29 protein-coding genes, 1 tRNA gene and 1 pseudogene are annotated in these 25,723 nt (G+C 71.2%); 20 read left to right on the top strand and 11 right to left on the bottom strand.

The genetic code is table 11. The annotated features are described in order from the left end of the window. Positions 1–11 precede the first annotated feature (11 nt). Both ACIBQ6_RS19275 and ACIBQ6_RS19270 read right to left on the bottom strand, forming a co-directional pair. Positions 12–623, bottom strand: coding sequence for a hypothetical protein (locus ACIBQ6_RS19275; RefSeq protein WP_397213293.1), 612 nt, complete (start codon positions 621–623; stop codon positions 12–14). Between the two features lie 135 nt (positions 624–758). Next, positions 759–1,061, bottom strand: a pseudogene (locus ACIBQ6_RS19270) (NAD(P)/FAD-dependent oxidoreductase); the annotation flags it as partial. A gap of 1,435 nt (positions 1,062–2,496) precedes the next feature. Between ACIBQ6_RS19270 and ACIBQ6_RS19265 the strand changes: the two are divergent. From ACIBQ6_RS19265 to ACIBQ6_RS19255, 3 genes are read left to right on the top strand one after another with little or no spacing between them, the layout of a single operon-like run. Beyond that, positions 2,497–3,564: a serine hydrolase domain-containing protein gene (locus ACIBQ6_RS19265; protein WP_397213291.1), complete on the top strand. Its 1,068-nt coding sequence runs from the start codon at positions 2,497–2,499 to the stop codon at positions 3,562–3,564. Then, the gene (locus ACIBQ6_RS19260) at positions 3,512–3,901 is read left to right on the top strand and encodes an integrase core domain-containing protein (protein WP_397213289.1); all 390 of its coding nucleotides are present in this window, start codon (positions 3,512–3,514) and stop codon (positions 3,899–3,901) included. The genes ACIBQ6_RS19265 and ACIBQ6_RS19260 overlap by 53 nt, the downstream gene beginning before the upstream one ends. Positions 3,902–3,953: 52 nt before the next feature. After that, positions 3,954–4,196, top strand: coding sequence for a tyrosine-type recombinase/integrase (locus tag ACIBQ6_RS19255; RefSeq protein ID WP_397213287.1), 243 nt, complete (start codon positions 3,954–3,956; stop codon positions 4,194–4,196). A gap of 82 nt (positions 4,197–4,278) precedes the next feature. On the opposite strand, the gene ACIBQ6_RS19250 is transcribed toward ACIBQ6_RS19255, so the two are convergent. Then, a tRNA-Pro gene (locus ACIBQ6_RS19250) sits at positions 4,279–4,352 on the bottom strand. Between the two features lie 90 nt (positions 4,353–4,442). On the opposite strand from ACIBQ6_RS19250, the gene ACIBQ6_RS19245 reads away from it, so the two are divergent. The 4 genes from ACIBQ6_RS19245 (at position 4,443) to ACIBQ6_RS19230 (ending at position 6,738) form a co-directional block, all read left to right on the top strand. Continuing rightward, positions 4,443–4,871, top strand: coding sequence for a hypothetical protein (locus tag ACIBQ6_RS19245; protein ID WP_352358106.1), 429 nt, complete (start codon positions 4,443–4,445; stop codon positions 4,869–4,871). 71 nt (positions 4,872–4,942) lie between these two features. After that, positions 4,943–5,488, top strand: coding sequence for a hypothetical protein (locus tag ACIBQ6_RS19240; RefSeq protein WP_358293686.1), 546 nt, complete (start codon positions 4,943–4,945; stop codon positions 5,486–5,488). Between the two features lie 6 nt (positions 5,489–5,494). Continuing rightward, complete coding sequence (locus ACIBQ6_RS19235; protein ID WP_397213285.1) at positions 5,495–6,538, top strand: hypothetical protein; 1,044 nt, start codon at positions 5,495–5,497, stop codon at positions 6,536–6,538. Positions 6,539–6,543: 5 nt separating this feature from the next. Beyond that, the gene (locus tag ACIBQ6_RS19230; RefSeq protein ID WP_358293688.1) at positions 6,544–6,738 is read left to right on the top strand and encodes a hypothetical protein; all 195 of its coding nucleotides are present in this window, start codon (positions 6,544–6,546) and stop codon (positions 6,736–6,738) included. A 266-nt stretch (positions 6,739–7,004) separates the two neighbouring features. Here ACIBQ6_RS19230 and ACIBQ6_RS19225 read toward each other — a convergent pair whose 3' ends face one another. Both ACIBQ6_RS19225 and ACIBQ6_RS19220 read right to left on the bottom strand, forming a co-directional pair. Next, a complete protein-coding gene (locus tag ACIBQ6_RS19225) occupies positions 7,005–7,418 on the bottom strand; it encodes an ATP-binding protein (protein WP_352330973.1) in 414 nt (137 codons plus the stop codon). A 36-nt stretch (positions 7,419–7,454) separates the two neighbouring features. Further along, positions 7,455–8,228: a SigB/SigF/SigG family RNA polymerase sigma factor gene (locus ACIBQ6_RS19220; RefSeq protein WP_352330971.1), complete on the bottom strand. Its 774-nt coding sequence runs from the start codon at positions 8,226–8,228 to the stop codon at positions 7,455–7,457. Positions 8,229–8,403: 175 nt separating this feature from the next. On the opposite strand from ACIBQ6_RS19220, the gene ACIBQ6_RS19215 reads away from it, so the two are divergent. After that, positions 8,404–8,760: an STAS domain-containing protein gene (locus tag ACIBQ6_RS19215; protein ID WP_358294288.1), complete on the top strand. Its 357-nt coding sequence runs from the start codon at positions 8,404–8,406 to the stop codon at positions 8,758–8,760. 4 nt (positions 8,761–8,764) lie between these two features. Here ACIBQ6_RS19215 and ACIBQ6_RS19210 read toward each other — a convergent pair whose 3' ends face one another. Then, positions 8,765–9,487, bottom strand: a complete 723-nt coding sequence (locus tag ACIBQ6_RS19210; RefSeq protein ID WP_397213283.1) for an ANTAR domain-containing response regulator — start codon at positions 9,485–9,487, stop codon at positions 8,765–8,767. A 58-nt stretch (positions 9,488–9,545) separates the two neighbouring features. Here ACIBQ6_RS19210 and ACIBQ6_RS19205 point away from each other — a divergent pair, with 58 nt between their 5' ends. From ACIBQ6_RS19205 to ACIBQ6_RS19195, 3 genes are all read left to right on the top strand, one after another. Continuing rightward, the gene (locus tag ACIBQ6_RS19205; RefSeq protein ID WP_364330998.1) at positions 9,546–11,378 is read left to right on the top strand and encodes a SpoIIE family protein phosphatase; all 1,833 of its coding nucleotides are present in this window, start codon (positions 9,546–9,548) and stop codon (positions 11,376–11,378) included. A gap of 106 nt (positions 11,379–11,484) precedes the next feature. Further along, a complete protein-coding gene (locus ACIBQ6_RS19200; RefSeq protein ID WP_358293693.1) occupies positions 11,485–12,588 on the top strand; it encodes a glycosyltransferase in 1,104 nt (367 codons plus the stop codon). Between the two features lie 113 nt (positions 12,589–12,701). Beyond that, positions 12,702–13,424, top strand: coding sequence for a glycoside hydrolase family 16 protein (locus ACIBQ6_RS19195; protein ID WP_358293694.1), 723 nt, complete (start codon positions 12,702–12,704; stop codon positions 13,422–13,424). Here the strand turns inward: ACIBQ6_RS19195 and ACIBQ6_RS19190 are convergent. Further along, complete coding sequence (locus ACIBQ6_RS19190) at positions 13,409–14,476, bottom strand: helix-turn-helix domain-containing protein (RefSeq protein ID WP_358293696.1); 1,068 nt, start codon at positions 14,474–14,476, stop codon at positions 13,409–13,411. The two genes, ACIBQ6_RS19195 and ACIBQ6_RS19190, sit on opposite strands and share 16 nt — an antisense overlap. 76 nt (positions 14,477–14,552) lie before the next feature. Here ACIBQ6_RS19190 and ACIBQ6_RS19185 point away from each other — a divergent pair, with 76 nt between their 5' ends. After that, positions 14,553–15,470: a proline dehydrogenase family protein gene (locus tag ACIBQ6_RS19185; RefSeq protein WP_397213280.1), complete on the top strand. Its 918-nt coding sequence runs from the start codon at positions 14,553–14,555 to the stop codon at positions 15,468–15,470. Next, on the top strand, positions 15,471–17,096 hold the full coding sequence (pruA, locus tag ACIBQ6_RS19180) for an L-glutamate gamma-semialdehyde dehydrogenase (protein ID WP_397213278.1): 1,626 nt from the start codon (positions 15,471–15,473) through the stop codon (positions 17,094–17,096). A 57-nt stretch (positions 17,097–17,153) separates the two neighbouring features. Here the strand turns inward: pruA and ACIBQ6_RS19175 are convergent, their stop codons facing one another. Both ACIBQ6_RS19175 and ACIBQ6_RS19170 read right to left on the bottom strand, forming a co-directional pair. Further along, on the bottom strand, positions 17,154–17,732 hold the full coding sequence (locus ACIBQ6_RS19175) for a putative toxin-antitoxin system toxin component, PIN family (RefSeq protein WP_397213276.1): 579 nt from the start codon (positions 17,730–17,732) through the stop codon (positions 17,154–17,156). Positions 17,733–17,753: 21 nt separating this feature from the next. After that, on the bottom strand, positions 17,754–18,206 hold the full coding sequence (locus ACIBQ6_RS19170; protein WP_397213274.1) for a helix-turn-helix domain-containing protein: 453 nt from the start codon (positions 18,204–18,206) through the stop codon (positions 17,754–17,756). A gap of 127 nt (positions 18,207–18,333) precedes the next feature. Between ACIBQ6_RS19170 and ACIBQ6_RS19165 the strand changes: the two genes are divergently transcribed. Both ACIBQ6_RS19165 and ACIBQ6_RS19160 read left to right on the top strand, forming a co-directional pair. Then, positions 18,334–19,296, top strand: a complete 963-nt coding sequence (locus ACIBQ6_RS19165) for a GlxA family transcriptional regulator (RefSeq protein ID WP_397213272.1) — start codon at positions 18,334–18,336, stop codon at positions 19,294–19,296. Between the two features lie 4 nt (positions 19,297–19,300). Further along, complete coding sequence (locus tag ACIBQ6_RS19160; protein ID WP_358293705.1) at positions 19,301–19,924, top strand: DJ-1/PfpI family protein; 624 nt, start codon at positions 19,301–19,303, stop codon at positions 19,922–19,924. A 58-nt stretch (positions 19,925–19,982) separates the two neighbouring features. Here ACIBQ6_RS19160 and ACIBQ6_RS19155 read toward each other — a convergent pair whose 3' ends face one another. Further along, positions 19,983–20,591 (bottom strand): helix-turn-helix domain-containing protein, encoded by a 609-nt coding sequence (locus ACIBQ6_RS19155; protein ID WP_358293707.1) that lies wholly within the window; start codon positions 20,589–20,591, stop codon positions 19,983–19,985. 65 nt (positions 20,592–20,656) lie between these two features. Between ACIBQ6_RS19155 and ACIBQ6_RS19150 the strand changes: the two genes are divergently transcribed. Both ACIBQ6_RS19150 and ACIBQ6_RS19145 read left to right on the top strand, forming a co-directional pair. Continuing rightward, positions 20,657–21,910: an MFS transporter gene (locus ACIBQ6_RS19150; protein ID WP_397213269.1), complete on the top strand. Its 1,254-nt coding sequence runs from the start codon at positions 20,657–20,659 to the stop codon at positions 21,908–21,910. A 56-nt stretch (positions 21,911–21,966) separates the two neighbouring features. Next, positions 21,967–22,773, top strand: coding sequence for a serine/threonine-protein kinase (locus ACIBQ6_RS19145; protein WP_352358144.1), 807 nt, complete (start codon positions 21,967–21,969; stop codon positions 22,771–22,773). A gap of 25 nt (positions 22,774–22,798) precedes the next feature. Here the strand turns inward: ACIBQ6_RS19145 and ACIBQ6_RS19140 are convergent, their stop codons facing one another. Continuing rightward, positions 22,799–23,545 carry a lysophospholipid acyltransferase family protein gene (locus ACIBQ6_RS19140; RefSeq protein WP_352358146.1) on the bottom strand — a complete coding sequence of 249 codons (747 nt, stop codon included), beginning with the start codon at positions 23,543–23,545 and terminating at the stop codon, positions 22,799–22,801. Between the two features lie 155 nt (positions 23,546–23,700). Here ACIBQ6_RS19140 and dhaK point away from each other — a divergent pair, with 155 nt between their 5' ends. Genes dhaK through dhaM form a run of 3 tightly spaced genes read left to right on the top strand, consistent with a single transcriptional unit; the run spans position 23,701 to position 25,705 of the window. Further along, the gene (gene dhaK / locus ACIBQ6_RS19135) at positions 23,701–24,681 is read left to right on the top strand and encodes a dihydroxyacetone kinase subunit DhaK (protein ID WP_397166218.1); all 981 of its coding nucleotides are present in this window, start codon (positions 23,701–23,703) and stop codon (positions 24,679–24,681) included. After that, positions 24,681–25,331: a dihydroxyacetone kinase subunit DhaL gene (dhaL, locus tag ACIBQ6_RS19130; RefSeq protein ID WP_397213267.1), complete on the top strand. Its 651-nt coding sequence runs from the start codon at positions 24,681–24,683 to the stop codon at positions 25,329–25,331. Before dhaK ends, dhaL begins: the two co-directional genes overlap by 1 nt. Then, positions 25,331–25,705: a dihydroxyacetone kinase phosphoryl donor subunit DhaM gene (gene dhaM, locus ACIBQ6_RS19125; protein WP_352358152.1), complete on the top strand. Its 375-nt coding sequence runs from the start codon at positions 25,331–25,333 to the stop codon at positions 25,703–25,705. The genes dhaL and dhaM overlap by 1 nt, the downstream gene beginning before the upstream one ends. Positions 25,706–25,723 lie beyond the last annotated feature (18 nt).

Here is a 25,723-nt window from a genome sequence, read left to right as displayed (position 1 = left end):
CCGCCGCCTGCTCAACGCAGGGTGAGCCCGCTGCCCTCGTGGACGGCGCGGAGACCGCGGTCGACCGTTTCGTCGTTCTCGCCGACCGGGGCGACGTAGTCGAGGACCGCGCGGGCGGCGTCCTCGCCGAGGGTGCGGGTGATCACCCAGGTGGCCAGGTACTGGGACGCCAGGCACCCACCCGCCGTCGCGATGTTCCCCTCCGCGTGGAAGGGCGCGTCCAGCACGGTGACGCCGCAGGCTTCGACGAACGGCCGGCTGGTTCTGTCCGCGCAGGCCGGCATGTGCTCCAGCAGGCCCAGACGAGCCAGCACCAGCGCCCCCGAACACTGCGAACCGATCAGCTGCCGGGCGGGGTCGAGCGGCAACATGGACAGCAGCCGATCGTCGGCGACCACGTCGCGGGTCTTCACCCCGCTCCCGATGAGCACGACCTCGGCTTCGCTCACGAACTCCATCGGACGCTGCCCGGCCACCGGCACGCCGTTCATCGACGTGACCACCGGCGTGGGCGTCGTGATGAACGCCTCGAGCCCGTCGGGCCGGCATCGGTTGATCAGCGCCGAGGCGATGAAGCTGTCGAGCTCGTTGAACCCGTCGAACGTGACCACCGCTACCCGCATGACGTCTCCTTCGGACAGGTCTCCGGAATCGGCGACAGGCGCTGCGCGCGTTCAGCGTCCTGCGGCCGTACCAAGCTGAGCACATCCTCCCCCGGAACGGCCACCTGGCGCCAAGGGCCGCCGTTCGCCCGCGCTTCAGAGCAGAGCGCGCAGGACGGGTTGAAGGGCGCGGTGGGAGGTCGGGTACGCGAAGTGCATCTCGGCCAGCGTCGCGATCGGGACCTCCGCGTGGATCGCCGTCACGAGCGCGGCCAGCACCTCGCCACCCGCGCTGCCGACGACGGTGCTGCCGACCAGCACGCCCCGGTCGGCGTCGGCGACCAGCTTGACCGGACCCGCCTCCTCGGCGATCCAGCCGCGGGTGCCCAGGTCACCGGTCGCCGTCCGGACGTTGACGCCGCGCTCACGGGCGGCGGCCTCGGTCAGCCCGACCGAGCCGACCTCGGGAGCGGACCGCCCCCAGAGCCGCCGGTGGGGGGAGTGGACGGCAGCGGGCCGCTGGCGATATAGCTGCTCGCCCCCACCCCTCCCACGGGAGCTCCGGTGGAGTCCTTGGTTCCGCTCGCTCCGGTGCCACCGTTGCGAAGCAGCCCGCTATCGGCCGGGAACAGGCCGCCGCCGCCAGCACCACCCGCGCCGTGGGCGCCCGACCCGGTGGCGGTTCCGCCGGCCCCGGGCTTTCCGCCGCCTCCGCCGCGTGCGGCCACCACGACCGCGCCGCCAGTGCTGACGGTGCTGTCCCCGCCGTTGGTGCCGGGTTGCCCGGCCTGCCCGCTGAAGTTGGCCGGAGCTGAGGCACCACCTGCGCCGGCTGCCCCGACGGTGACCGTGAGGGTGCCGTCGACGGGCGAGGCGATCACGATGGCGCGCACATACCCGCCCGGGCACCTACACGGTCACTGCGCCGCCCCAGGTCACCCCACTGCCGACGCTCCCGGCACCGCCTCCGCCGCCGCCCCCACCGCCGCCCCAGGCCTCCACAAGCACACTCGACCCCGGCGGCGCAGTGACCGTGTAGGTGCCCGGGGTAGTGAAATCCTGCAGCTTCATCGCGGCGTCCCGTTCTTAGCTTTCTCGCACCGTCTGGGCAGGTGTTCGCCCTCCGGAAGCCTAAGATCATCCCGCCGCGCTGTCCCTCTCGCACCGGAGACCACTTGCGTCCCCACTGGCCCGCACTTGTGTACCTTTCGCTACTTGTGGGATCCCGGTAGTTAGGAGCCCTCCGTCACCTGGCGGCTGAGGACACCTTCGGGAGCGGAGGGCCAGGTAAAGGAGTTCTTCGTCGACTCCTACATCAGCGGCAAGCCCAAGCCCGTCCGCGGCGATCTGCCCGACCCCGCTGCGACGCAGCCCTCAACCACGTCGTCTCCCGCTGTGCCGTCAACGGCTACTCCGTCCCCTACCCGATAACCGGCTGGACGGGCCAGGATCTTCGTTCCGAGTGACGCTGAAACCCGAGAAGCAGGATCTCTCCCCGCCTACATCGATCCCGCCAGACCTACCGGGAAACCGCTACATCGACATTCATGATTGCCACTTCTGACCCACAAGGGATGCCACCGGAATACGGCAGAAGCAAGGGCGCCGTTAAGAACCGCGCCACCAGCCCCAAACGCGCGAGAATACGCAGGTCAATGGCTTACACGTGAGAGCTGCGGCGGCCCTGGCGAGTCGACGCTTCTCCGGAGGACACCCCGCCCGGCCTGGGAAGATGCTGCCGCTCGGGGTTGGTGCGCGGTTCTTGACGGCACCCCAGGATGCATGACCGGAGACGGCGGGCCAGCGGTGGCGTCCCGACTCCTGGACGAACAGCGCGACGGAAATGGTGCGGGCGGACGAAGCCCACCGCTCTCGCTGTCGGCAGGATGAACGGATGGCTGACCTTAACCATCTGCAGAACCTGCTCGACAGCAAGGTGAAATCCCTCCATGTCCCCGGTGCCGCCGTCGGCGTGCTCTTCGATGGCGCGGACCACGTCCTCACCACCGGCGTCACCAGCGTCGACGCGCCGGCCCCCGTGACGGGCGACACGCTGTTCCAGATCGGGTCGACCACCAAGACGATCACGGCGACAGCGATCATGCACCTCGTCGAGCGCGGTCGGCTCGACCTGGACGGGCGCGTGCGCCAGTATCTGCCCGGCTTCCAGCTCGCCGACGAGCGGGCCGCCGACGAGCTGACCATCCGGCACCTGCTCACCCACACCGGCGGATTCCTCGGCGATATCGACGACGGCGAGAGCTGGGACACCGGCGCGCTGGCCGCCTCGATCGGTACCTACGACCAGCTGCCCCAGCTCTTCCCGCCCGACGCGCTCGCCTCCTACAACAACGCCGGGTTCAGGCTGCTCGGCAGGGTCATCGAGGTCGTGTGCGGCGAGCCGTACGAGAGCGCGGTCAGTCGGATCGTGCTCGAACCCCTGGGCATGAGCTCCAGCTTCTTCTTCCCCTGGGAGGTCGCGACGCGGTCGCACGCCGTCGGGCACGCCGTAGGAGAGGACGGCCCGCAGGTCGCGCACACGTGGGGGCTGTTCCGCGAAGGCATGCCCGAGGGCGGCCTGGTGTCGTCGGTGCGCGACCAGCTCCGCTACGCCGCCTTCCACCTGGGTGCGAGCGGCGAGGAGCCGGTCGGAGCCGCCACCAGGGAGCTGATGCAGGCGGAGCACGTCCGGGTCGGCGTGCCGTGGACCGGCATCGGGCTGCCGTGGCTGCTGGATGAGCAGGCGGGCGTGCGACTGGTCACGCACGGCGGCAACATCGGCAACCTGCAGCTGTCCACGTTCGTGCTGGTGCCCGAGCGTGGAGATCGAGACACGCCGCGTGCACCTGCTGGGCGTCACCTCCAACACGACCGGCGCGTGGACCACCCAGCAAGCCCGGAACCTGCTGATGGACCTGGGCGAGCGCGCCAGCGCGTTCAGGTTTCTCATCCGGGACCGTGACCGCAAGTTCTCCCGTTCGTTCGATGAGGTGTTCACCGCCAATGGCGTGCGGGTCATCAAGACGCCCGTCCGGTCGCCACGGGCGAACGCGTTCGCGGAGCGGTTCGTGGGAACGCTACGCCGTGAGTGCCTCGATCACCTGCTCATCCATGGTGAGCGGCACCTGCGTAAGGTTCTGGCCGAGTACGAACACCACTTCAACCAGCATCGCCCGCATCAAGGCCGTTCGCTTCGCCCGCCGTTGCACGGTCCCAGCAAGATGATCGACATGACTTCCCGGATCCATCGTCGAAGGACCGTCGCAGGTCTGATCAACGAGTACCACAGAGCAGCCTGATCACCCGGCAAACGCCCAGATCAGCAGCAGTGTTCGCGTTTTGGCACCCCACATGGCCGCGCTCGGTTATGAGCACCTGCGCCGTCATGATCTTCGCCACAGCGGCCTGACGTGGATGGCCGATGCGGGAGTGTCCGTGCACGTTCTTCGTAAGATCGCCGGTCACGGGTCCCTGACGACCACGCAGCGCTATCTCCACCCGGACGGCGCTTCCATCGCCGCCGCGGGTAACGCCCTCAGCGCCCACCTTTCAGGGGGCTGGTCCCAAACTGGTCCCAAACTGAGAGCGGTCTAGATCATCGATCAAGGTTGAGTGATCAACAGAAAAGGCCAGCCGACCTGGGCTTTCACCCAAATTGGCTGGCCTTTCGCAACCGTCGGGACGACAGGATTTGAACCTGCGACCCCTTGACCCCCAGTCAAGTGCGCTACCAAGCTGCGCTACGTCCCGGTTGTGTCGGCCGCCCCCTGCGGGGCGGGACGTCATAACCTTAGCGCACATCGGAGGTAGGCGCGTACACGGAAAGCGGGAGCGGAGGGCGTGGTGGGGCGGAGGCCGAGCGTTGATCGGGCGGAGCTGGCGCGGCTGGTGGCCGGCGGGATGAGCGTGCAGGAGCTGGCCGCTCATTTCGGGGTGTCCGAGTCGGGGGTGCTCCAGGCCAAGCGGGCCGCCGGGCTGGCCAAGCCGATGCTCGACCACAGTGCCGCCGTACCGTGGAAGCTGGCGCGCGTGCACGCGCAGTCCGGGCCGGCCACCAATCTGCGGAACCTGTCGGCGGCGGCGCAGGGGAAGCCGCCGGCGGCGGAGCGGTTGAACACGGCGCTGCGGTGGGCGCAGCGGCTCGTGGACGCGGGGCTCGACGTCCGGTACGACGCGGCTGAGGGGTTCAGTGAGGTTCCGGCGTCACCTGCGGGCTCGCACGTGGCGACGGTGCTGGAGGCCGCCAGGAAAGGGCTTGCAGCTCACTGAGCACGCGAGTTTCGACGGCCTTGATCGTGGGCAGTCGCAGGTCTCATTACAGAGACCGGAGGCGAACATCAATGACCACCTTGATCTGGGTGGCCGTCGTCGTGGTCGCGGTGGTGGCGCTCGCCGCAGTGGGCTATGTCGTGCTACAGCAGCAACGCCGCAGCCGTCTCCGCGAACGTTTCGGCCCTGAGTACGAGCGTACGGTGGCCGAGAGTGACAACCGGCGTGAGGCCGAGCGGGAGCTCATCGCCCGCGAGCAGCGCCATTCCGAGCTCGACATCCGGCCGCTGCCGGAGGAGACGCGCGACGCGTACGCCAACCGGTGGACCGAGGTCCAGGAGCGTTTCGTCGACGCCCCCGGGTTCGCGGTGACCGAGGCGGACCAGCTCGTCACCTCGGTGATGGCGGACCGTGGCTACCCCACGGACGACTTCGAGCAGCGGCTGTCCGATCTGTCGGTCGGGCACGCGGCCACTCTCGACCACTACAGGACGGCCCACGAGATCAGCGGGCGGGCGGCCAGGAAGGAAGCCTCGACCGAGGAGCTCCGTCAGGCCATGGTTCATTACCGCGCGTTGTTCGAGGAACTGCTGCACGAGACCACGCGAGGGCGGTGAACGTAGATGAGCAGCAGCAGCAGAAGAAGTGAGGACGAGCTCAGGGTCCCGTCGCAGCGGTCGGACGAGGCTGCCAGGGACGACGAGCACAGGGACCTCACCGACGGGTCCGGCGACCGTTACGACGACACCACCGGGCGGCACGACGGCGGCTACCCGAACGACGCCGGTTACACCCCGGCGAGCCACGGGTACACCTCCGCGGTCCCCGACCGGGACCATGACGACGAGCCGTCCTACAAGGACCCCTACGCGAGCACCGGCGACGCCGGCGACCTGCCGACCGAGCCGCACCGCGAGACCCCTCTGGGACATGGTGCCGATCACCACTCCCCCGACCCCGACCCCGACCCCGCTCACGCCGGCGTCCCCGCCGACGAGACGCCCGGGCACGAGACCTCCCGGGACGTGCTGTCCGGAACCGGGGCACGCCACGACACGCCAGGGACCGACCGGTCCGACGACGTGCTCGTGCACAGCGACCGGTCCGACGACGTCCTGGTTCACGGCGAGCGGGACGACGACGATCTCGCGCGCGACGACCTGACCACTGCTGGAGCGGCCCGCGACGGGCTGGCGACCGACGGCGGTCTCACCGACAACCGTCGCACCGACAACGATCTCACCGACGGTGAGTTCGGCGAGGGCGGGCGGCCGGTCGAGGGGGCTCCCCTAGAAGGGGCGCCCGTCCAGGGAGCGCCCGTCGAGGGCGCTCCGGTCGATGACGTTCCCTCGCACGCGGCCCCTCAGGAGGTCGCCCTGTTCGACCAGGACCCCGCCGAGGTGCAGGCCCGCTGGCGGGACGTCCAGGCGTCCTTCGTGGACGACCCCGCCGAGGCGATCCAGCGCGCGGACGGCCTGGTAGGCGAGGTGGTGGAGTCGCTGACCAACTCCCTCACCAGCCGTACCGGCGCTCTGCGCGAACGCTGGAAGGACGTCGACTCCCCCGACACCGAGGACCTGCGTCAGGCGTTCCGCGACTACCGCAACGTCCTGGAGCAATTGCTCGCGCTGTCCACGCATAATCTGACCCCCGAAACGAGGAGGTGATCGGCATGCTCGCAGTCGTCGCAGCGATCATCTTCGGGTTGGGCTTCCTGCTCGACCTCGTGGGTGTGAAGATCGGCGGGATCTCCGGCATGACGTTCGTCCTGCTGGGGCTGACCTTGCTGGCCCTGCATCAGGCAGGCGTCGGCACGGCGAGCATCCGCGGCGGGACCGGCCACTGGCGCGGCCGCAGCCGCCGCTGAGCAGGCCACCGACCTGCCGCTGAGCGCCCTGTCCGGGCGCCGAGCAGGCTACTGACCAGCCTGAGCACGCTGTCCGGGTGGGAGGCCAAACGGCCTCCCACCCGGAACACCTAAACACCCCAAAGAACTAAATAGCGCAAAAAATCCGAAAAAACGGGCCTAGGTGAAGAAGCGGGGCCAGGCGAAGGAGCCGGTCCCGGTGGAGAAGCGGGGTCAGGCAAAGGAGCGGGCCCTGGTGAAGAAGCGGGGCCAAGCGAAGAAGCAGGTCACCCCTTACCGGGGAACCTCATGATCACGGTGCTCCCCCCGCTCCCCACCCGCAACGTGAAATCAGAGGACAGCAGCCGCGCCACCCACAACCCCATCCCCCCCACCGCCCCCGGCAGCGGCCCCGGCTTCCAGAAGCCCTCGTCGTGTACCTCGACCACCAGGTCCCCGCTGATCACCCAGGTCCGCATGGCCGCCCGGTCGGCCCCGTGCGTGACCGCGTTGGTCGCCACCTCGTTGACCGCGATGACGAAGTCGCCGACCGCCTCCTCGGGCATCCCCACGGCGCGGGCCTCGTCCTCGGCGAACTGCCGGACCTCCGGCAGGTCCGGCAGGCGGAAGCGCAGCTCCTTCACGGGCACGCCGGGTGGCGGGCTCGTGTAGCCCGACTGAGGCTCGACGTCCTCGTTCACCCGGCGACTCGCCTTTCTCTCACAGCCGGCCAGCGGCTAACCGACCAGCAGCTCACTGCGGAGCTGGTCGAGTACCTTACGGAGAATCCGTGAGACGTGCATCTGCGAGATGCCGAACTCGGCGGCGATCTCGGCCTGCGTCATGTTGCCGAAGAAGCGCAGCAGCAGGATGTGCTTCTCGCGGCTGGGCAGCGCGTCGATGAGCGGCTTGACGGCCTCGCGGTCGACCATGGTGCTCAGCGTGTCGTCGTCCTCGGGGATGACGTCGCCGAGCGAGGCCGCGTCGTCGTCGGTGCCGAGCGGCGCGTCGAGCGACAGCGTGCTGTACGCGGCCGAGGCGTCGAGGGTGAGCAGGACGTCCTCCTCCGAGATGTTCATCTTCGCGGCCAGCTCGGCCACGGTCGGGGACCTGCCGAGGTCCTGGCTGAGGTCGGCGACGAGCCGGTTGAGCTCGGACCGTCGCTCCTGGTAGAGACGCGGGACCCGGATGGCCCAGGTGCGGTCGCGGAAGTGCCGCTTGACCTCACCGGTCATCGTGACGACCGCGTAGCCCCTGAAGGCGTGGCCGAGGGTCGGGTCGAAGCCGTTGACGGCCTTCATCAGGCCGACGTACGCGGCCTGGAGGAGGTCCTCCAGAGGTTCGCCCCGGTAACGGTAACGCCTGGCGATTTCCATGGCCAGCGGCCGGTGCATCTCCACGATGCGCTCGCGCAGCCGTTCCCTGTGGCTGTCGGGTGTGTCTTCCCTGACCATCTCAGCCAGGAGTTCTTCCGCGGTCATCTCCTCGAGGACGTACTCCTGCACAGCCATCGCTGCTCCTCATATGGGTCGCAGGGCGGCCTCCGCCAGCAGAAAAGCCCAGGCAGAGGCACGCCTCGCTCTACTCTCGAGACGGAAGCCCTCTGCTGGACTTCGGTCCCAGTCTCCCCCCTGCCGCGGGAAGTATTCCTCGGTCGCGTGGTGACAGTAGGGTTGCTTCGTGACAATGCCCGAAAACGGCGAGGGGCCCGTGGCCGCCCTGAGCCTGACGTCATCGCCCGTCGGCGAGATCACCGTCGTCAAGGTCGACGGTGTGCTCGACGCCACGACGCGTGAGCAGTTCGCCGACTACCTGTCGCTGGCCGGAGCCGACCTGATACTCGATCTGGCCGGGGTGACGTTCATGGATTCGCGGGCACTCGGGCTGATCGTCCATCACTGGCAGACGAGCCTCGCCTCACGTGCGAAGTTCGCGCTGGTCGGCGTGGAGTACTCCAAGTCGAAGGTGATGTGGATCACCGGGCTGGCCCAGCGTCTGCCGCTCTACGACACGCTCGACGACGCCCTGGCCGCCATCGGCTGAGGCCCTATGAGCGACGCGTCGACTTGCGCTGGTGCTCCTCCACCAGCAGCCTGGCCAGATCGGCCACCTTGACCTGATGGTGCTGCGAGATCCTGCGCAGCTCCTCGAAGGCGGCCTCGGCCGTGCATCCGCTGGTCTGCATGATGATGCCCTTGGCCTGGTCGATGACCGACCGGCCGGCCAGGGCCTCCTGGAGCTGGGCGGCGTCGGTGCGCACCTCCTCGAACTCCCACATGTTCGCCATGGCCACCCCGACCTGCTCGGTCAGCATGTCGGCCAGCGAGTGGGCGGCCTGCGGGGAGAAGGCACCCGGGCGCACGGAGTAGAGTCCGACGATGAGCTGCGCCGGCGCCACCTCGATGGGCACCATCAGTACCGAACGCACCCCCCAGCGGGTCGCCAGTGCGTTGTAGCGGGGCCAGCGGCTGTCGCTCAGCACGTCGCTCACGCTCGCGCGGGCGCCGCTCTGGCGGGCCTCCAGGGACGGTCCCTCACCGAGTTCACGTTCGCCCTCGACCAGCATGATCAGCTCGCTGTGCGAGCCGGAGACCAGCACCCGCTGGTCGCGCCAGTGTTCGGCCGAGCCGCCCGAGCACCCGGGCACACCGGCCGCCAGCGCCGTGGTCAGCCCGCGCAACACGCTCTCCGTGGAGGTGTCCTCACCCAGTCGCCCCAGCGCCGCCAGGTCTCGGGCGAGCCCGGGAGTGATCATCGCGGTCGATTCCATAGCAAGAAGCCCCTACCCCTTATGGCTACCGTTATCCCCGGTGGCGTAGCGTCAAAGGATGACCATGCCGGACCTCGAACACGCTCTGGACGCGCTGGCGGGACGCGTGTCGTCCTTGCGTGAGGCGAGGACCGCCTACCCTACCGACCTCGCGCCCACGCTCGACGCGGCCCTGGCCGAACTGGACACCGCCGCCGAGCTGCTCGCCGAGGCGCGCGAGGCGCTGCGCAAGGCGCCCAAGCGCGCCGCGAGCAAGAAGGACGGCACCCAGCGGGAGCTGAAGCTGCTGCGCCAGGTGTTCCGGGCCTTCCCGGTGCCGGTGATCGTGCTCGACGGCGGCGGGGTGGTCCGGCGGATCAACCCGGAGACCTCGCGGGTGCTCGGCAGCCCCGACGGCTACCTGGTGGGGCGGTCGTTCCCGCTGCTGGTGGACGTCTCCAGGCGGGCGGCGTTCCGCTCGCACCTGAACTCGGTGCTGCAGACCGGGCAGCCGTCGGCGTTCGAGACGCGGCTGGCGCACCAGGGGCGGACGCACACCGTGCAGCTCGCGCTGACGCGGGTGACGATGCCGGGCGAGCCGCAGCAGATGGTGGCGGCCGTGGCGCTGCCCACCGAGGTGCAGCTTCCCGAGCCCGGGGGGCGGCGGCCCGAGCAGTCCGACGGGGCGCTGCTGCTGGCCGCGTCCAAACGGCAGGACCTGCTGGCCAGGGTCGGCGGGCTGCTGCTGGACGAGGAGGCGCTGCTGCGCCCGGTGGCGCTGCCGCGGACGACGCGCCTGCTGGCGGCCGAGTGGGCCGACTGGGTGATCGCCGACCTGGTGCGCGACGGGCTGCCGCGGCGTTCGGTGGTGGTGGCGCCGAAGAACCATCCGCTGGGCGAGCTGGTGCGGCTGGTGGAGTCGGCCGACCCGGCCGGCAGCCAGGTGGTGATGCAGGTGCTGGAGCGCGGCTCGGGCGTGGTGCACGAGATGGTCGACGACGAGTCGCTGCTCGGCTTCACCGCCGACGGGCCGCTGCTGACCGCGATGGGCGCCGGCTCGCTGCTGTCGGTGCCGATCGGGCAGTCCGACGGGGTGCTGACGTTGGTGCGCACGCACGACCGGCCGCCGTTCTCGCTGGCCGACCTCGGCGTGCTCCAGGACGTCGGGATGCAGCTCGGCCTGGCCGTGCGCGCCCAGTCGAGCTTCCAGAGCCGTTCGCGGGCCGCCGACGCGCTGTCGGCCAGCGTGGCCCCGCGCAACCTGCCCGACGTGCCCGGCTACGAGGCGTCGGCGGTCTACCATCCGGGCGCTTCGGTGGGCGCGGAGTTCTACGACGTGTTCCCGGTCGCGGGCGGCTGGGGGTTCGCCCTGGGCGGCGCGGCGGGCAAGGGCGAGGAGGCGGCCTCGGTCAGCGCCATGGTGCGCGGCGGGCTGCGGGTGCTCAGCACCTGGGAGTCCCATCCCGACCTGGTGATGCGCAAGGTCAACGAGGCTCTGGTGGCGCAGGGCACGGGCATGTTCGTGATGGCCGTGGTGGGGTTCGTCAAGGGCCGGACGATCCAGCTCTCCTCGGCCGGTCACCATCCGGCGGCGCTGCTGCAGCCCGACGGCAATGTGCGCTTCGCGGCGGGCGGCGGCGTGCCGATGGGCATCTCCCCCGTGGCCGAGACGGGCGTGCAGGAGCTGACCGTCTCCGTCGGGGAGACGCTGGTGCTCTACTCGGAGGGCCTGATCTCCTCCAGGAACGACGCCGGCGAGCCGTACGGCGAGGAGCGGCTGGCCGACGTGCTGGGCCGTTGCGCGGGCCAGTCACCGGCCACCGTGGTCAAGGCCGTGGAGGCCGACCGGCACGCCTTCTCAGGCGGCCAGGTGTGGGACGAGATCGTCGTCCTGGCCCTCAAGGGTGTCTGATCTGCGGGGGTTTGCGATTCGGCTAAACATGGGTATTGTCTTTCCGTAGAACAACGTGCCTAAGACGCAGGCACACCTTGAAGGCTTTTCCACGCTGAGGTGTGCCATGAATATTGCGATCGTCGCGTCCGCCAAGGGAAACCAGCGCCACCGTATCCTCTCCGTAGCGCGCGAGCTGGGCCGCGAACACCACGTCACCATCTACTCCCGCCGTGACGACGCCGAGGGCAAGCCCAAGACGCGGGTGGCCCCGGGGGTCACTCTGGAGCAGATCGACGTGGGCCCGGCCAAGGACCTCACGCCCGAGGACGTCGTGCCGTACCTGAACGACGTGGGCGAGCACCTCATGAAGCGCTGGAACCAGGAGCGCCCGGACGTGATCCACGCCCACTCGTGGACCGGGGGGCTCGCCGCCGTGGCGGGCGCCAAGGGGTTGGACGTTCCGGTCATGCAGACCTTCCACACCGTGGACGCCGCGCACCAGAAGCTGGAGCGGGCGCTCGGACGCCGGGCCAAGGCGGTCATCGCCGGCTCGGGCGACGAGGAGTCGGCGTTGATCAGGCTGGGCGTGCCGCGCGGGAACATCGCGATCGTGCCGCACGGTGTGGACACCGAGCGTTTCCAGCGGCGCGGGGCGATCGCCACCAAGGGCGCCCGCAAGCGGCTGCTGCACGTCGGCCCGCTGTCCCCCGAGCGCGGGGCGTACACGGCGGTGCGGGCGCTGCAGGGCCTGACGGACGTCGAGCTGGTCATCGCCGGCGGCCCCGAGCCCGAGGAACTGGACGACGACAGGGACGCGCGCCGGCTGCGCGCCCTGGCCGAGCAGCTCGGCGTCGCCGACCGGGTGACGCTGCTGGGGCAGGTCAAGCGGGCCTCGGTGCCGAAGCTGATGCGCAGCGCGGACGCCGTGGTGTCGGTGCCGCGCGAGGCCGCGACGGGCGTCGTCGCGCTGGAGGCCATGGCCTGCGGCGTGCCGGTGATCGCCTCGGCCGTGGGCGCCCACCTCGACTCCGTGATCGACGGCGTGACCGGCCTGCTGGTCCCGCCGGACCGGCCGGCGCGCACCGCGCGGCTGGCCCGCGAGATCCTGTGCGACCCGACGCTGCGCACCGCGCTCGGGTACGCCGGCGCCGACCGGGCGCGCTCGCGCTACTCCTGGGAGCGCGTGAGCCAGGAACTGGTCCGCGTCTACGAGTCGGCCTGCGTCTGACGGAAGACCGCGTGGGAGGCGGGCGGCGCAAGCCGTCCGCCTCCCGCCGTTCCCGGAGCCTGTCCGGAAGGGGCCCTTGTTACCGGAGTGAGATCTTTGCTTCGATGGTCCGCATGTCTACTCGCGGTTCGAAGCGGGCGGCGGTGGCGGCGCTGATCACGGCCCTCGCCCTGCCCCAGAGCGCACAGGCGGAGACGTCGAGGTGGGGCGCGCCCGTCCTCGTCGAGAACTTCGACGGCTCCTCGGTCGACACGGGCAGGTGGATGGTCTACCACTCGCCGGACGCGGCCCGTAACCCCCGTACGGGCCGGGCCGCCACGGTCGCAGGCGGGATGCTGCGCCTGAAGGGCGGCCGGTACGGCGGCAAGGACCTGTCCGGCGGCGTGGCCACCCGGCTCACCCAGCGCTACGGCAGGTGGGAGGTGCGGTTCAGGGCCGAGGCGGGCAACGGCTACACGCCGGTCGCGCTGCTGTGGCCCACCGCCCAGAGCGAGGGCGACGGTTACGCCGAGGTCGACTTCGCCGAGATCGTGGACCCGCGCCGGCAGGGCGGCGGCATCTTCGTGCACGGCGGGCGCGGCCGGGCGCAACGGCAGCTGCGGGCCGACTTCACCCGCTGGCACACCGCCGCCGTGGACTGGCTGCCCGGCCGGCTGACGTTCTGGCTGGACGGCAGGAAGGTGTGGGACTACCGCGGCCCGTACGTGCCCGACGGCGACCGCATGGGCCTGGCGCTGCAGAACGACGTGGTGTGCGAGCCGCGCTGCCGCGACTCCTCCACCCCCGCGACGGTGTCGATGTACGTGGACTGGGTGAAGGTCTACCGGCCGTCCTGAGGCAGCAGCCTGGCCGCCTTCAGCCCGAGGTGCACGGTCAGCCGGTCGTCGCCGTCGGACAGGTCCCGGTGCAGGAGGCGTTCGGCCTTGCCCAGGCGGTAGTAGAGGGTCTGGCGGTGAACGCCCAGCTCGGCGGCCGTCTTCTGGGCGTGGCCGCCGAGATCGAGGTAGACCTCCAGCGTCTGGGCCAGCTCGGCGTCGAGGGCGGCGGTCTCGGCGGCCAGCTCGCGCAGGTCGGCGCGGCCGAGGCGGGCCAGCAGGCGGTGCACGCCCAGGTCCTGCCAGCGGGCGATGGGGGCGTGCCGGGGGAAGTGCTCGGCGATGCGCAGCGCCTGGCGGGCCTCGCGCCAGCTCTGCCACGCCTCGGCCGGGTCGTTCCTGGGGGCGCCGATGCCGGCGGCGGTGCCGTACGCGCTCTGCAGGGTCTGGGCGACCTCCCCGGCCAGGTGGGCGGGGGCCAGCAGGGCGACGGGCGAGCCGGTGCGGGCCAGCACGCCGCGCGGAAGCGTCCAGAGGGCGGCCACGCGCTCGCTGGACTCGCGCACGGCGACCGCGGTGACCGGGCCGGGGACCTCGATGGAGGCCGCGGCGCGTTCCTCGGGGTCGGCGGAGAGCAGGGCAAGCAGGCCGCGGCCGAGGTCCTGGCGGCTCCTGGCCTCCTGGGCGAGCGCCGCGGCGGCCCTGGCGACCAGCGGCGCGACGCGGCGCAGCGCCTCGTCGGCGAGGCTGCCGGAGTCCAGCAGCCACAGGTAGCCGTAGGTGACCTCGCCGTGCCGCAGCGGCCAGCAGACCCGGGCCAGCACCTTGAGCTCGGCGTCGGCCGGGATCCGGACCGGGCCGCCGGCCCTGGCGATGCCGTAGCGTTCGAAGTAGTCGCGCACCTCGCCGGTGGCGCGCCGGCGCAGGATCGACTCCTGGCGGACCGTGTCGATGTCGCCGTGCTGGGCGCCGTAGGCGAGCAGCCGGAACGAGCGGTCCTCCAGCGTCACGGACGCCCCGAGCGTGGCGGCGATCTCGTCGACGATTTCCTGAAGGTCGGACGTGTTGTGCATTTGTATGACAGCCTGCCACATCGATCGTTACGCGCGTTCATGGCCCCCTCTGACCTGGGGTTTCTAGACTTGAGGCATGTTGGGTCAACTGCTCCTTGCCGCCTCCGGGAGCGGCGTCGTGCGCCGTTCCGTGTCAGGCTTTCCGCTCACCCGCAAGGTGGTGGACCGGTTCGTCGCGGGCGAGAGCGTCCAGGAGGCCCGGAACGCCATCGAACGGCTGCGTGACGCCAATCTGGCCGTGACCGTCGACCACCTCGGCGAGGAGACGCGCGACGCGCGCGCCGCCGAGACCGTGGCGCAGGCGTACGTGACGCTGCTGGAGGCGCTGAAGCCGCTCCGGCTCGGCACCCGGGGCGAGGTGTCGGTCAAGTTGTCGGCGGTCGGGCAGCGGCTCGACGACGGCATGGCCCTGGAGCACGCCCGCGAGATCTGCGCCGCCGCCGCGGCGGGCGGCTCGACCGTGACGCTCGACATGGAGGACCACACCACCGTCGACTCGACGCTGGGCATCCTGCGCAAGCTGCGCGAGGACTACCCGTCCACCGGCGTGGCGATCCAGGCCTACCTGTTCCGCAGCGAGGACGACTGCCGCGACCTGGCCCACGAGGGCTCGCGCGTCCGGCTGGTCAAGGGCGCCTACCGCGAGCCCGCCTCGGTCGCGCACCAGGACAAGCAGGCCGTGGACAAGGCGTACGTGCGATGCCTGCGCATCCTCATGGCGGGGAAGGGTTACCCCATGGTGGCCACGCACGACGACCGGCTGATCTCCATCACCGAGCTGCTCGCCGACCGCTTCGGCCGCACGCTCGGCGACCACGAGTTCCAGATGCTCTACGGGATCCGGACCGACCGGCAGGAGGCCCTGGCCGGGGCCGGCCACACGGTCCGCGTGTACGTCCCCTACGGCGACGACTGGTACGGCTACTTCATGCGCCGGCTGGCCGAGCGTCCCGCCAACGTCGCCTTCTTCCTTCGTGCCCTTGGGGGTAAGTAAATGGATGCCATCAGCAACGTCCCCGTCCCCGTGAACGAGCCCGTGCTCGGCTACGCGCCGGGCAGCGCCGAGCGTACGGCACTGGAGGACCGCATCAAGGAGCTGGCCGGCTCCCCCGTCGACCTGACCATGACCATCGACGGCGAGCAGCGGCTCGGCGGCGGCGCGCCCATCGACGTGGTGCAGCCGCACAACCATGCCTCCGTCCTGGGCCGTACCAACGACGCTACGGCTCAGGACGTGCAGGACGCCATCGACAGCGCCCTGCGGGCGGCGCCCGCCTGGCGGGCGCTGTCCTTCGACGAGCGGGCCGCGGTCTTCCTCAAGGCCGCCGACCTGCTGGCCGGTCCGTGGCGCCAGACGCTGAACGCGGCCACCGTGCTGGGCCAGTCGAAGTCGGCGCAGCAGGCGGAGATCGACGCGGCCTGCGAGCTGATCGACTTCCTGCGCTTCAACGTGACCTACGCCCGTCAGCTCTACTCCGACCAGCCGATCTCGTCGCCCGGCGTGTGGAACCGGATGGAGTACCGGCCCCTTGAGGGGTTCGTGCTGGCGATCACGCCGTTCAACTTCACCGCCATCGCCGGAAATTTGCCGACTTCTGCCGCTTTGATGGGGAATGTCGTCGTCTGGAAGCCGTCGCCGACGCAGCAGCTCGCCGCGCACCACACGATGCGCCTGCTGGAGGCGGCCGGGCTGCCGCCGGGCGTGATCAACATGGTCACCGGCAACGGGCAGGCCGTCTCCGAGGTCGCGATGACGCACCCGGCCCTGGCCGGCGTGCACTTCACCGGCTCGACCCCCACCTTCCAGCACCTGTGGGGCACGATCGGCGCCAACATCGCCTCCTACCACGGCTACCCGCGCCTGGTGGGCGAGACCGGCGGCAAGGACTTCGTGCTGGCCCACCCGTCGGCCGACCCGGCGGTGCTCTCGACCGCGCTGGTCAGGGGCGCCTTCGAGTACCAGGGCCAGAAGTGCTCGGCGGCCTCGCGGGCGTACGTGCCGCGTTCGGTGTGGAACCGCATGCGTGACGACTTCGTGGGCGTGGCCGAGTCGCTGACCGTGGGCGACGTGGCGGCCGACCTGTCGACGTTCATGGGCGCGGTCATCGACGAGCGGGCCTTCGCCAAGCACAAGGACGCCATCGACCGGGCGCGGGCCGCCTCGAACATCGACGTGCTCACCGGCTCCTACGACTCCGGCGTCGGCTACTTCGTCAAGCCGACCATCCTGGAGTGCGCCGACCCGACGGACGAGATCTTCGTCAAGGAGTACTTCGGGCCGATCCTCGGCGTGCACGTCTACGAGGACCGCGACTTCGACACGGTGCTCGACCAGATGGAGGGCATCGCCCCGTACGCGCTGACCGGCTCGATCATCGCCCAGGACCGGTACGCCATCGCCGCGGCCTCGGAGCGGCTGCGCTTCGCGGCGGGCAACTTCTACGTCAACGACAAGCCGACGGGCGCGGTCGTGGGCCAGCAGCCGTTCGGCGGCGCGCGCGCCTCGGGCACCAACGACAAGGCCGGTTCGATCTTCAACCTGATCCGCTGGGTGAACGCCCGCACGATCAAGGAGACCTTCGTCCCGCCGACCGACCACCGCTACCCCCACATGGGCTGACGCCCCCAAGAGCCACGGCCGGCACCCCTGCAGGGGTGCCGGCCGTCTCCAATTCCGTCAGAAACCGCCGTCTACGATCGTCAGTACATTCCGCGCTCCTCTGGCGAAGCCGGGAACCCCTGCCCTGTCCAGCGCAGTGAGGACGTCGTACGTGGTCATGGGCGGACGGCGTTTCCCCGCCGCCATCCGGGCGAGCACGCCCAGCACCTCACGTGGACTGCGGTTCAGCAGCGAGCGCAGGTACGCATCGGGAGTGCTGACGCGCACCCCGTGGCGGCCGAGGAACGACGCCGGGAAGTCCGTGACGTTCCAGGTGACCAGAGTCCGGGCGTGACCCGCTATCGCGGCGGCCATGTGATGGCGGTCGTCGAGGTCGGGGCCCTCCATCTGATCGATCAGGTGCTTGTAGTCGTCCTCGGAGACCCGGGTGTCGGCGAAGAACTCACGGATCACCTCCCCGATGCGCGCCGCCGCATGGGCGGAGCGGTGCTGCTCGCGCACGATGACACGTTCCCATTCCGACAGCAGGTGATCGCTCCAGACCCACGTGTGCACGGCGTCCGCGGTCAGCGCGAGCATGAGGTCCATCAGCGAGAACGGGAACAGCACGTTGGTGTCGACGAAGACCCGCGCCATCAGCCAATGTCCCTTGGGAGATCAGTAGGGTAGTTCCGCCTCCTCGGCGACCTCCATGATCCTGCGACGGGCTTCGGCGCGACGCTCCCGGCGATCCTGGAACTCCAGGACATCTTCCAGGCGAACGACACGATGGCGGCTGCCTGGAAGACGTTGCGCGGGGATCTCGCCCTCGTCCAGCAGTCGCACGACGAAGGGACGCGACAGGCCGAGCAGCTCCGCGACCTCGTTGGGGCTCAACAGGGCTTCGGCGGGCAGGGCCCAGACGGCGTGCCCCTTGCCGAGGTCGTGGGCCGCGGCGACCAGGAGCCTGACCAACGAGCGCGGCAGCACGAGGTCGGTGCCGTCCGGCCCGCGCAGCACCAGCGACGCGTTCCCTGCGGCAGCCGTCGCCTCCAGATGTTCGAGCAGCTTGCGGTCACCGCTGTCGGCTTCGACGCGCGTCGCGCCGGCCAGGACGCCGCTGCGGGGCATGACCACCTCCGACCCTCGATATCTGCAATAAGTGTAACCCGCCACCGCCAGCAGGCGGGAGCGGGTGGCGTAATGTGCAAGGTTTGTGTCATTGACGCCAATGCAGGGCCGCGACCAGCATGAAGGCATGCAGCGACGGATCGTGATCGTCGTCTTCCCGGGCTTCCAGTTGCTGGACATGGCCGGGCCGGCGGACGTGTTCGCGACCGCCGACCTGATCGCCCGGGGGCGGGGTTACCGGGTCGAGGTGGCCGGTGTGGATGCGGGGGCGGTGAGCGCGTCGAACGGGGTCACCGTCATGGCGGGGGCGCTCGGCGAGGTGTCGGGGCCGATCGACACGCTCATGGTGGCCGGCGGGCTGTCGGTGCCCCGGCAGCTGGAGGACCGCGCGCTGGTCGGGGCGGTCGCCGCCCTGGCCGCGCGGGCGGGACGGGTGGCCTCGGTCTGCAACGGGGCCTTCCTGCTGGCCGAGGCCGGGCTGCTCGGCCGCCGCCGGGCCACCACCCACTGGCTGTCCGCCGACGACCTGCGCCACCGCTACGCCGACGTCGAGGTGGACCCCGATCCGCTCTACATCGAGGACGGCAACGTGTGGACCTCGGCGGGCGTGCTGTCCGGCGTGGATCTCGCGCTCGCGCTGGTGGCCAGGGACCACGGCCACGAGCTGGCCCGCGACGTCGCCCGCGGGCTCGTCGTCTACCTGCACCGGCCGGGCGGGCAGAGCCAGTTCAGCGCGCCGATGCGGGCCATGACGCCGCGCAGCCTTCCCCTGCGGGAGCTGCAGGGCTACATCGACGCCAACCCGGCCGCCGACCTGAGCGTGCCCGCGCTCGCCCGGCGCGTCGGGATGAGCGAACGGCACTTCTCCCGCGTCTTCACCGAGCAGACCGGCCTGCCACCCGGCCGGTACGTCGAACGCAGCCGCGCCGACGCCGCCAGACGCCTCCTGGAGGTCACCGGGCACCCCCTGGAGACCGTGGCCAGGGAGGCGGGCCTGGGCACGCCGGAGACCCTCTACCGCGTCTTCCGCCGCCACTGGCGGGTGTCGCCGGGCGAGCACCGCCGCAGATTCCAGTCGAAGGAGAAATGACACCATGCACGTGGCAATCCCGCTTTATCCCCGTTTCACCGCTCTCGACGCGGTCGGCCCCTACACGGTGCTGGCGTTCGCGCCCGGCGTCACGGTGACGTTCGTCGCCGGGGAGGTGGGGCCGGTGACCGACGACCAGGGCACCCTGTCGATCGCCGCCACCGCCTCCTACGCCGACCTGCCGCGTCCCGACGTGGTGCTCGTGCCCGGCGGGCCCGGCACCGCGGAGGCGATGTCGGACGAGGCGCTGCTCGGCTGGCTGCGCGAGGCCCACGAGCACACGCGGTGGACGACGTCGGTGTGCAGCGGCTCGTACGTGCTGGGCGCGGCGGGGCTGCTCAAGGGCGTGCGCGCGACCACCCACTGGGCGGTGCTGGACGGACTGACGGGCGTCGGCGCCGAGCCGGTGGGCGAGCGCGTCGTCACGGAGGGCAAGATCGTGACGGCCGCCGGGGTGTCGGCCGGGATCGACATGGCCCTGACCCTGCTGGCCCAGGCCGACGGCGTCGAGACGGCACAGGCGGTGCAGCTCGCGATCGAGTACGACCCGCAGCCGCCGTTCGACGCGGGCTCGCCCGCCAAGGCGCCCGAGGGCACCGTCGAGCGGGCCATGACCCTGATCTCCTGATCGTCCGGCCACGGCGCCCCCGTCCCTCCAGGGACGGGGGCGCCGCGCGTCGCAGGGGTCAGGACCGGTCCTGCGCGGGCGGGTCGCCCGTCGCACCGAGCGGCAGGACGTCGAAGTGCACGACGACGTGGGCGCCGTCGGCGGGGGCGTCCCTGCCGTCCGACAGGCGGCGGAAGCGGTCCAGCACCTCCAGCACCCGGTCGCGCAGGTCGGCCGTCTCCTCGGGGGTGAGCCGCAGCGAGCGGCGGGCGAACACGCCGGCCTGAACCCATTCCTCGGGAGCCCGCATCGCGCCTTCCCGCCACCGGGTCAGCTCCGCGCCGCGCTGCCGGACCATATCGTCCAGCAGGAACCTCAGCGCGGCGTCGACCTCCTCGGGGTTGTCCTTCGCCGGTCCGAAGCTGAAGCCCCCGGGCGTGATCCGCCAGTACTTCTCCTTGCCCCGGCCCAGCTCGGGCGCGATCTCGATCATGCCGTGGCGGGCCAGCTCGCGCAGGTGGTAGCTGGTGGCCCCGGTGTTCTGCCCGAGCAGGCCGGCCAGGCCGGTGGCGGTGGCCGGGCCGTGCTCGTCGAGCAGCTCGTAGATGCGCAGCCGCAGCGGGTGCGCGAACGACTTCAGCGCCTTCGCGTCGAGGGTGCGGGCGGAGAAGCCCTTGCCTTCTGTCACTGTGCAAGCCTATCTTTGCAAAGGAATCTATGCACACTTTTCCTTACACACTATCGGAGTGAGTCGTGAACCGTCTCGGGCGGGCCTTCTGGTTCCTGTGGTCGTCCACCGCGCTGTCGAACCTGGCCGACGGTGTGCTGCGGGTCGGCGCGCCGCTGCTGGCCGTGTCCATGACCCGCTCCCCCACGCTGGTGTCGCTGGCCGGGGCCGCCGCGACCGCGCCCTGGCTGCTGCTGGCGCTGCACGCGGGGGCGGTGGCCGACCGGGTCGACCGCCGCCGGATCATGACGCTGGCCAACGCCGCGCGTGCGGCGGTGCTGGCGGTGGCGGCGCTGCTGGCGACGGCGGGCCTGCTGAACCTGTGGACGCTGCTCGCGGTGATCTTCGCGGCCGGGGTGAGCGAGGTCTTCGCCGACACCTCGGCGCAGTCCGTTCTGCCCATGACCGTCGCCAAGGACGACCTCACCAGGGCCAACGCCCGGATCGTCGGCGTCCAGACCGTCGGCAACGACTTCGTCGGCGCGCCGGTGGCCGGGCTGCTCGCCGGCCTGCTGCCCGCCACCCTCTTCGGCGCCCCCGCCCTCCTGTACGCCGCCGCGGCCCTGCTGCTGACCGGCATGGCCGGCTCCTTCCGGGCCGCTCCGGCCGCATCCGGGCCGCGCCGCCCGCTGCGCGCCGACATCGGCGAGGCGCTGCGCTACCTGTGGGCCCACCGGCTGCTGCGCAGGCTGGCGATCTCCGCGGGCATGCTGAACCTGGCCAACGCCGGATACTTCGCCGTCTTCGTCCTGTGGGCCGTCGGCGACGGGTCGCGCATCGGCCTCGACCCGAGCGGCTACGGCCTCATGATGACCGCGTTCGCGGCCGGCGCGGTGCTCGGCTCGCCGCTGACCGGGCCGGTCACGCGGCTGATCGGCGAGGCCGGCACGCTGGTCGGGGCGTGGCTGATCAGCAGCCTGCTGCTGCTCGTCCCCATGCTCGTGCCGTCGCCGTGGGCGCTGTACCCGGTCGCGGTGGTGTGGGGCGTGACGGGGGCGGCGGCCAACGTGCTGGTCGTCTCGATCCGCCAGCGGCTGATCCCCGGCGAGATGCTGGGACGAGTGAACTCCGCCTACCGGCTGGTCGGCATGGGCGGCATGCCGGTGGGCGCGGCGCTCGGCGGCCTGGCGGGCGACCTGTTCGGGCTGGCCGCCGTCCTGGCCGGGGCCGCGGGGCTGTGCCTGGTGGCGGTGGGGCTCGTGTGGCGCGCCCTGCCTGGGCGAATTTCTGCGGCGCTGACCAGCGAACCTACACTTCCCGACATATCCAGATCACGTTAGGCACCCTATGCCGTGTGCGGAGATGACATGATTATCCCCGAGCTTGAGGGGATGGTATGCGGGAGATCGGCGGACGGTACCTCCTGAACGAGGAGGCCGGTCGTGGGGGTATGGGAGTCGTCTGGCGGGCGTTCGATCGGCTCCTCCACCGAGAGGTGGCGTTGAAGGAGCTGACTCTGGCCGGTGAGGCCGAGATGGTTCGCCGCCGGGTGCTGCGTGAGGCCCGGATGGCGGCCGGCCTGACGCACCCCAACATCGTCACGGTCCACGACCTGATGGAAGTGGGCGGCAAGCTCTGGATCGTGATGGAGTACCTGCACGGGCTCTCACTCCACCAGCTGCTCTCCCAGGTGGGCACGTTGCCCGCGCAGTCGGTGGTGGCGATCGGCCAGCATCTGCTCGCCGCGCTGCGCACCGCGCACAAGGCAGGCGTGCTCCATCGCGACGTCAAGCCCGCGAACGTGATGCTGACCGGCGACCGCGTGGTGCTGACCGACTTCGGCATCGCCACGGCCGAGGGCGACATCCGCATGACGACCTCGCGGCGGCTGCGCGGCACGCCCGCGTTCATGGCCCCGGAGCGGCTGCACGGCGGGCCGGCCAGCAAGGAGGCCGACATGTGGTCCTTCGGCGCGACGCTCTACAGCGCCGTCGAGGGCCAGCCGCCCTACCCTGGGCAGGACGCGGCCACGGTGCTCGGCATGGCGCGCAGCGGCCCGTACCCGCCGCCGCGGCGGGCCGGGGTGATGCGCCCGCTCATCGAGGGGCTGCTCCACCACGACCCGGTGCGCCGCTACACGCCGGAGCAGACGGCGGGCCTGCTGGCGGGCATGCGCGCCAGCGCCTACCAGGCCGCCATCTGACCGGTTCCGGCGGGCTCAGGCGGGCTCAGTCTCGCTGGGCGCGGGCCTCGGCCTCGGCGGCGTCCATGGCGGCCGCCTCCTCGGGGGTGGGCGCGGTGCCGCCCAGGTGCGCGGGCTGCCACCACACGCCCGGCGGCACCTCGGGATAGGTGCGCTGCGCCCGGTCGACCAGCTCCGACAGGCGCGTGTGCAGGTCGACGGTGTGCTGGTTGACGTCTTCCCCGCGCTTGGGGTGGAACGGCTCGCCCACCAGGATGGTGATCGGCACGTGCCGCTGGGTGAGCTGCTTGGGACGGCCCTTCGTCCACAACCGCTGGCTGCCCCACAGGGCGACCGGGATGACCGGCACGTTGGTGGCCTGGGCCATGCGGATCGCGCCGTTCTTGATCTCCTTGACGGTGAAGGAGCGGCTGATCGTGGCCTCGGCGAAGACGCCCACCACCTCGCCGGCCTTGAGCTTGCGCAGCGCGGTGGCGTACGAGCCGGCCCCGGCCCCGCGGTCGACCGGGATGTGGTGCATGCCGCGCATCAGCGGCCCGGAGACGCGGTGGTCGAAGACGTCCTGCTTGGCCATGAAGCGCACCAGCCGCTTGGACGGCACCGCGGCGAACCCCGCGAAGATGAAGTCGAGATAGCTGATGTGATTGCTCACCAGCACCGCTCCCCCGGTCCGCGGCACGTGCTCCGTGCCCTCCATGTGGAAGCGGTAGTCGAGCACGCGAAAGAGGGTCCGCGCGGCGGCGATCACCGGCGGGTACACAATCTCAGCCATGAGCAGAAGGTAGCCTACTCACGCCGGTCGGCAGGCCACCCGGGAGACCTGGTCCCGCCCGGAAAAGATCGGCTCGGGTCACGAGATCGTAGGACATCCCCCCTGTTCACGCGGCGGCGCTTGCCCTCCCGTGAGAACGGGCAGATGTTTTGACCATGAAGAAGCTCATCAACACCGCCGACTCCGTGGTGGAGGACGCGCTGAACGGCATGGCCGCGGCCCATCCCGAGCTGAGGGTCCAGGACCGCGTGGTCTACCGGGCCGCGGGGCCGCGCCCCGGCAAGGTGGGGCTGGTGTCGGGCGGCGGCTCGGGCCACGAGCCCCTGCACGCCGGGTTCGTCGGCCACGGCATGCTGGACGCCGCCTGCCCCGGCGAGATCTTCACCTCGCCCGTGCCCGACCAGATCATCGAGGCCACCAAGGCCGTCGACGGCGGCGCCGGGGTGCTGCACATCGTCAAGAACTACACCGGCGACGTGCTCAACTTCGAGATGGCCGCCGAGCTGGCCGAGGACAACGACGTGGCCTCCGTGCTGGTCGACGACGACGTGGCCGTCCAGAACTCGCTCTACACGGCCGGGCGGCGCGGCACGGGCGCGACGCTGTTCGTGGAGAAGATCGCGGGCGCGCTGGCCGAGGAGGGCGCGCCGCTGACCGAGGTGGCCAGGGTGGCCGCCGAGGTGAACGAGCGCAGCCGGTCCTTCGGCATCGCGCTGACCTCGTGCACGACGCCGTCGGCGGGCAAGCCGACGTTCGACCTGCCCGAGACGGACGTGGAGCTGGGCATCGGCATCCACGGCGAGCCCGGCCGCACGCGGGTGCCGATGGCCTCGGCCCGCGAGCTGGCCGCCGTCGCGATGGAGGCCCTGCACAGCGACCTGCCGCTCCGCGGCGACCTGCTGGTGATGGTCAACGGCATGGGCGGCACCCCGCTCATGGAGCTGTACGTGCTGTTCGCCGAGGTCGCGGCGTTCGTGAAGGGCAAGGACGCGCGGGTGGCCCGCTCGCTCGTCGGCAACTACGTGACGAGCCTGGACATGCAGGGCTTCTCGGTCACCGTGTGCCGGGTCGACGACCCGCTCATCCGGCTCTGGGACGCGCCCGTCGAGACGCCGGCGCTGCGCTGGGGGCGTTGATGGACACCAGCTTCTTCGCGGACTGGCTCGACGAGGCGGCCCGGCTGGTCCGCCGCGACCGCGAACGGCTGACGGACCTCGACGCGGCCATCGGCGACGCCGACCACGGCGCGAACCTCGACCGCGGCTTCACCGAGGTCGCCAAGGCGCTGGCCGACCGGCCGCCGGGCTCCCCCGGGCAGGTGCTGGCCGACGCGGGCACGGCCCTCATCCGCCGCGTCGGCGGCGCCTCCGGCCCGCTGTACGGGTCGATGTTCCGGCAGATGGGCCGGACGCTGGAGTCCCCGGTGACGCTGGCCCGCTTCGAGGCGGCGTTCGAGGAGGGGGTGGTCGCGCTGGAACGGCTGGGCAAGGCGGCCGTGGGCGACAAGACCATGGTGGACGCGCTGGTCCCGGCCTCCCGGTCGCTGGCCCTGGCCGTACGGGACGGCATCGGGGCGCTGGAGGCGTTCGAACGGGCGGCGGACGCGGCTGCCGAGGGCGCGCGGGAGACGATCCCCCTCCAGGCCCGCAAGGGCCGGGCCAGCTACCTGGGCGAACGCAGCGTGGGCCACGAGGACCCGGGAGCCGCCTCGGCGGCCCTGATCATGCGCGCCCTGGCCACGGTGGCCCGGAACCGGGCAGAGGGCCAGGGGCGGGCGGAGGGCTGATGGTCGGGGTGGTGCTGGTCTCGCACAGTGCCGGGCTGGCGGCCGAGACGGCGGCGCTGGCCCTGGGGATCGCCGCGGAGCCCGTGCCGGTGGCGGCGGCCGGCGGCACTGCGGACGGCGGCCTGGGCACCAGCTTCGACCTCGTCGAGCAGGCGGTGCGCAGCGTGGACCGGGGCGACGGCGTGCTGATCATCCCCGACCTCGGCAGCTCGGTGCTGACCGCCCGGCTGCTGGAGGAGGACGGGCGGGTGGTGATCGCGGACGTGCCGTTCGTGGAGGGGGCGGTGGCGGCGTGCGTGGCGGCGTGCACGGGCGGGTCGCTGGCGGAGGTGCTGGCCGCCGCCGAAGAGGCCCGCACCTATCGCAAACTCTGACCGTCCCGGCCCCTGGCC

It is taken from the genome of Nonomuraea sp. NPDC049655 (assembly GCF_044465465.1).
Lineage (GTDB): Bacteria > Actinomycetota > Actinomycetes > Streptosporangiales > Streptosporangiaceae > Nonomuraea.
Note: the sequence above shows the minus strand (reverse complement) of the source record. Positions and strands in the feature narration are given on the sequence as shown.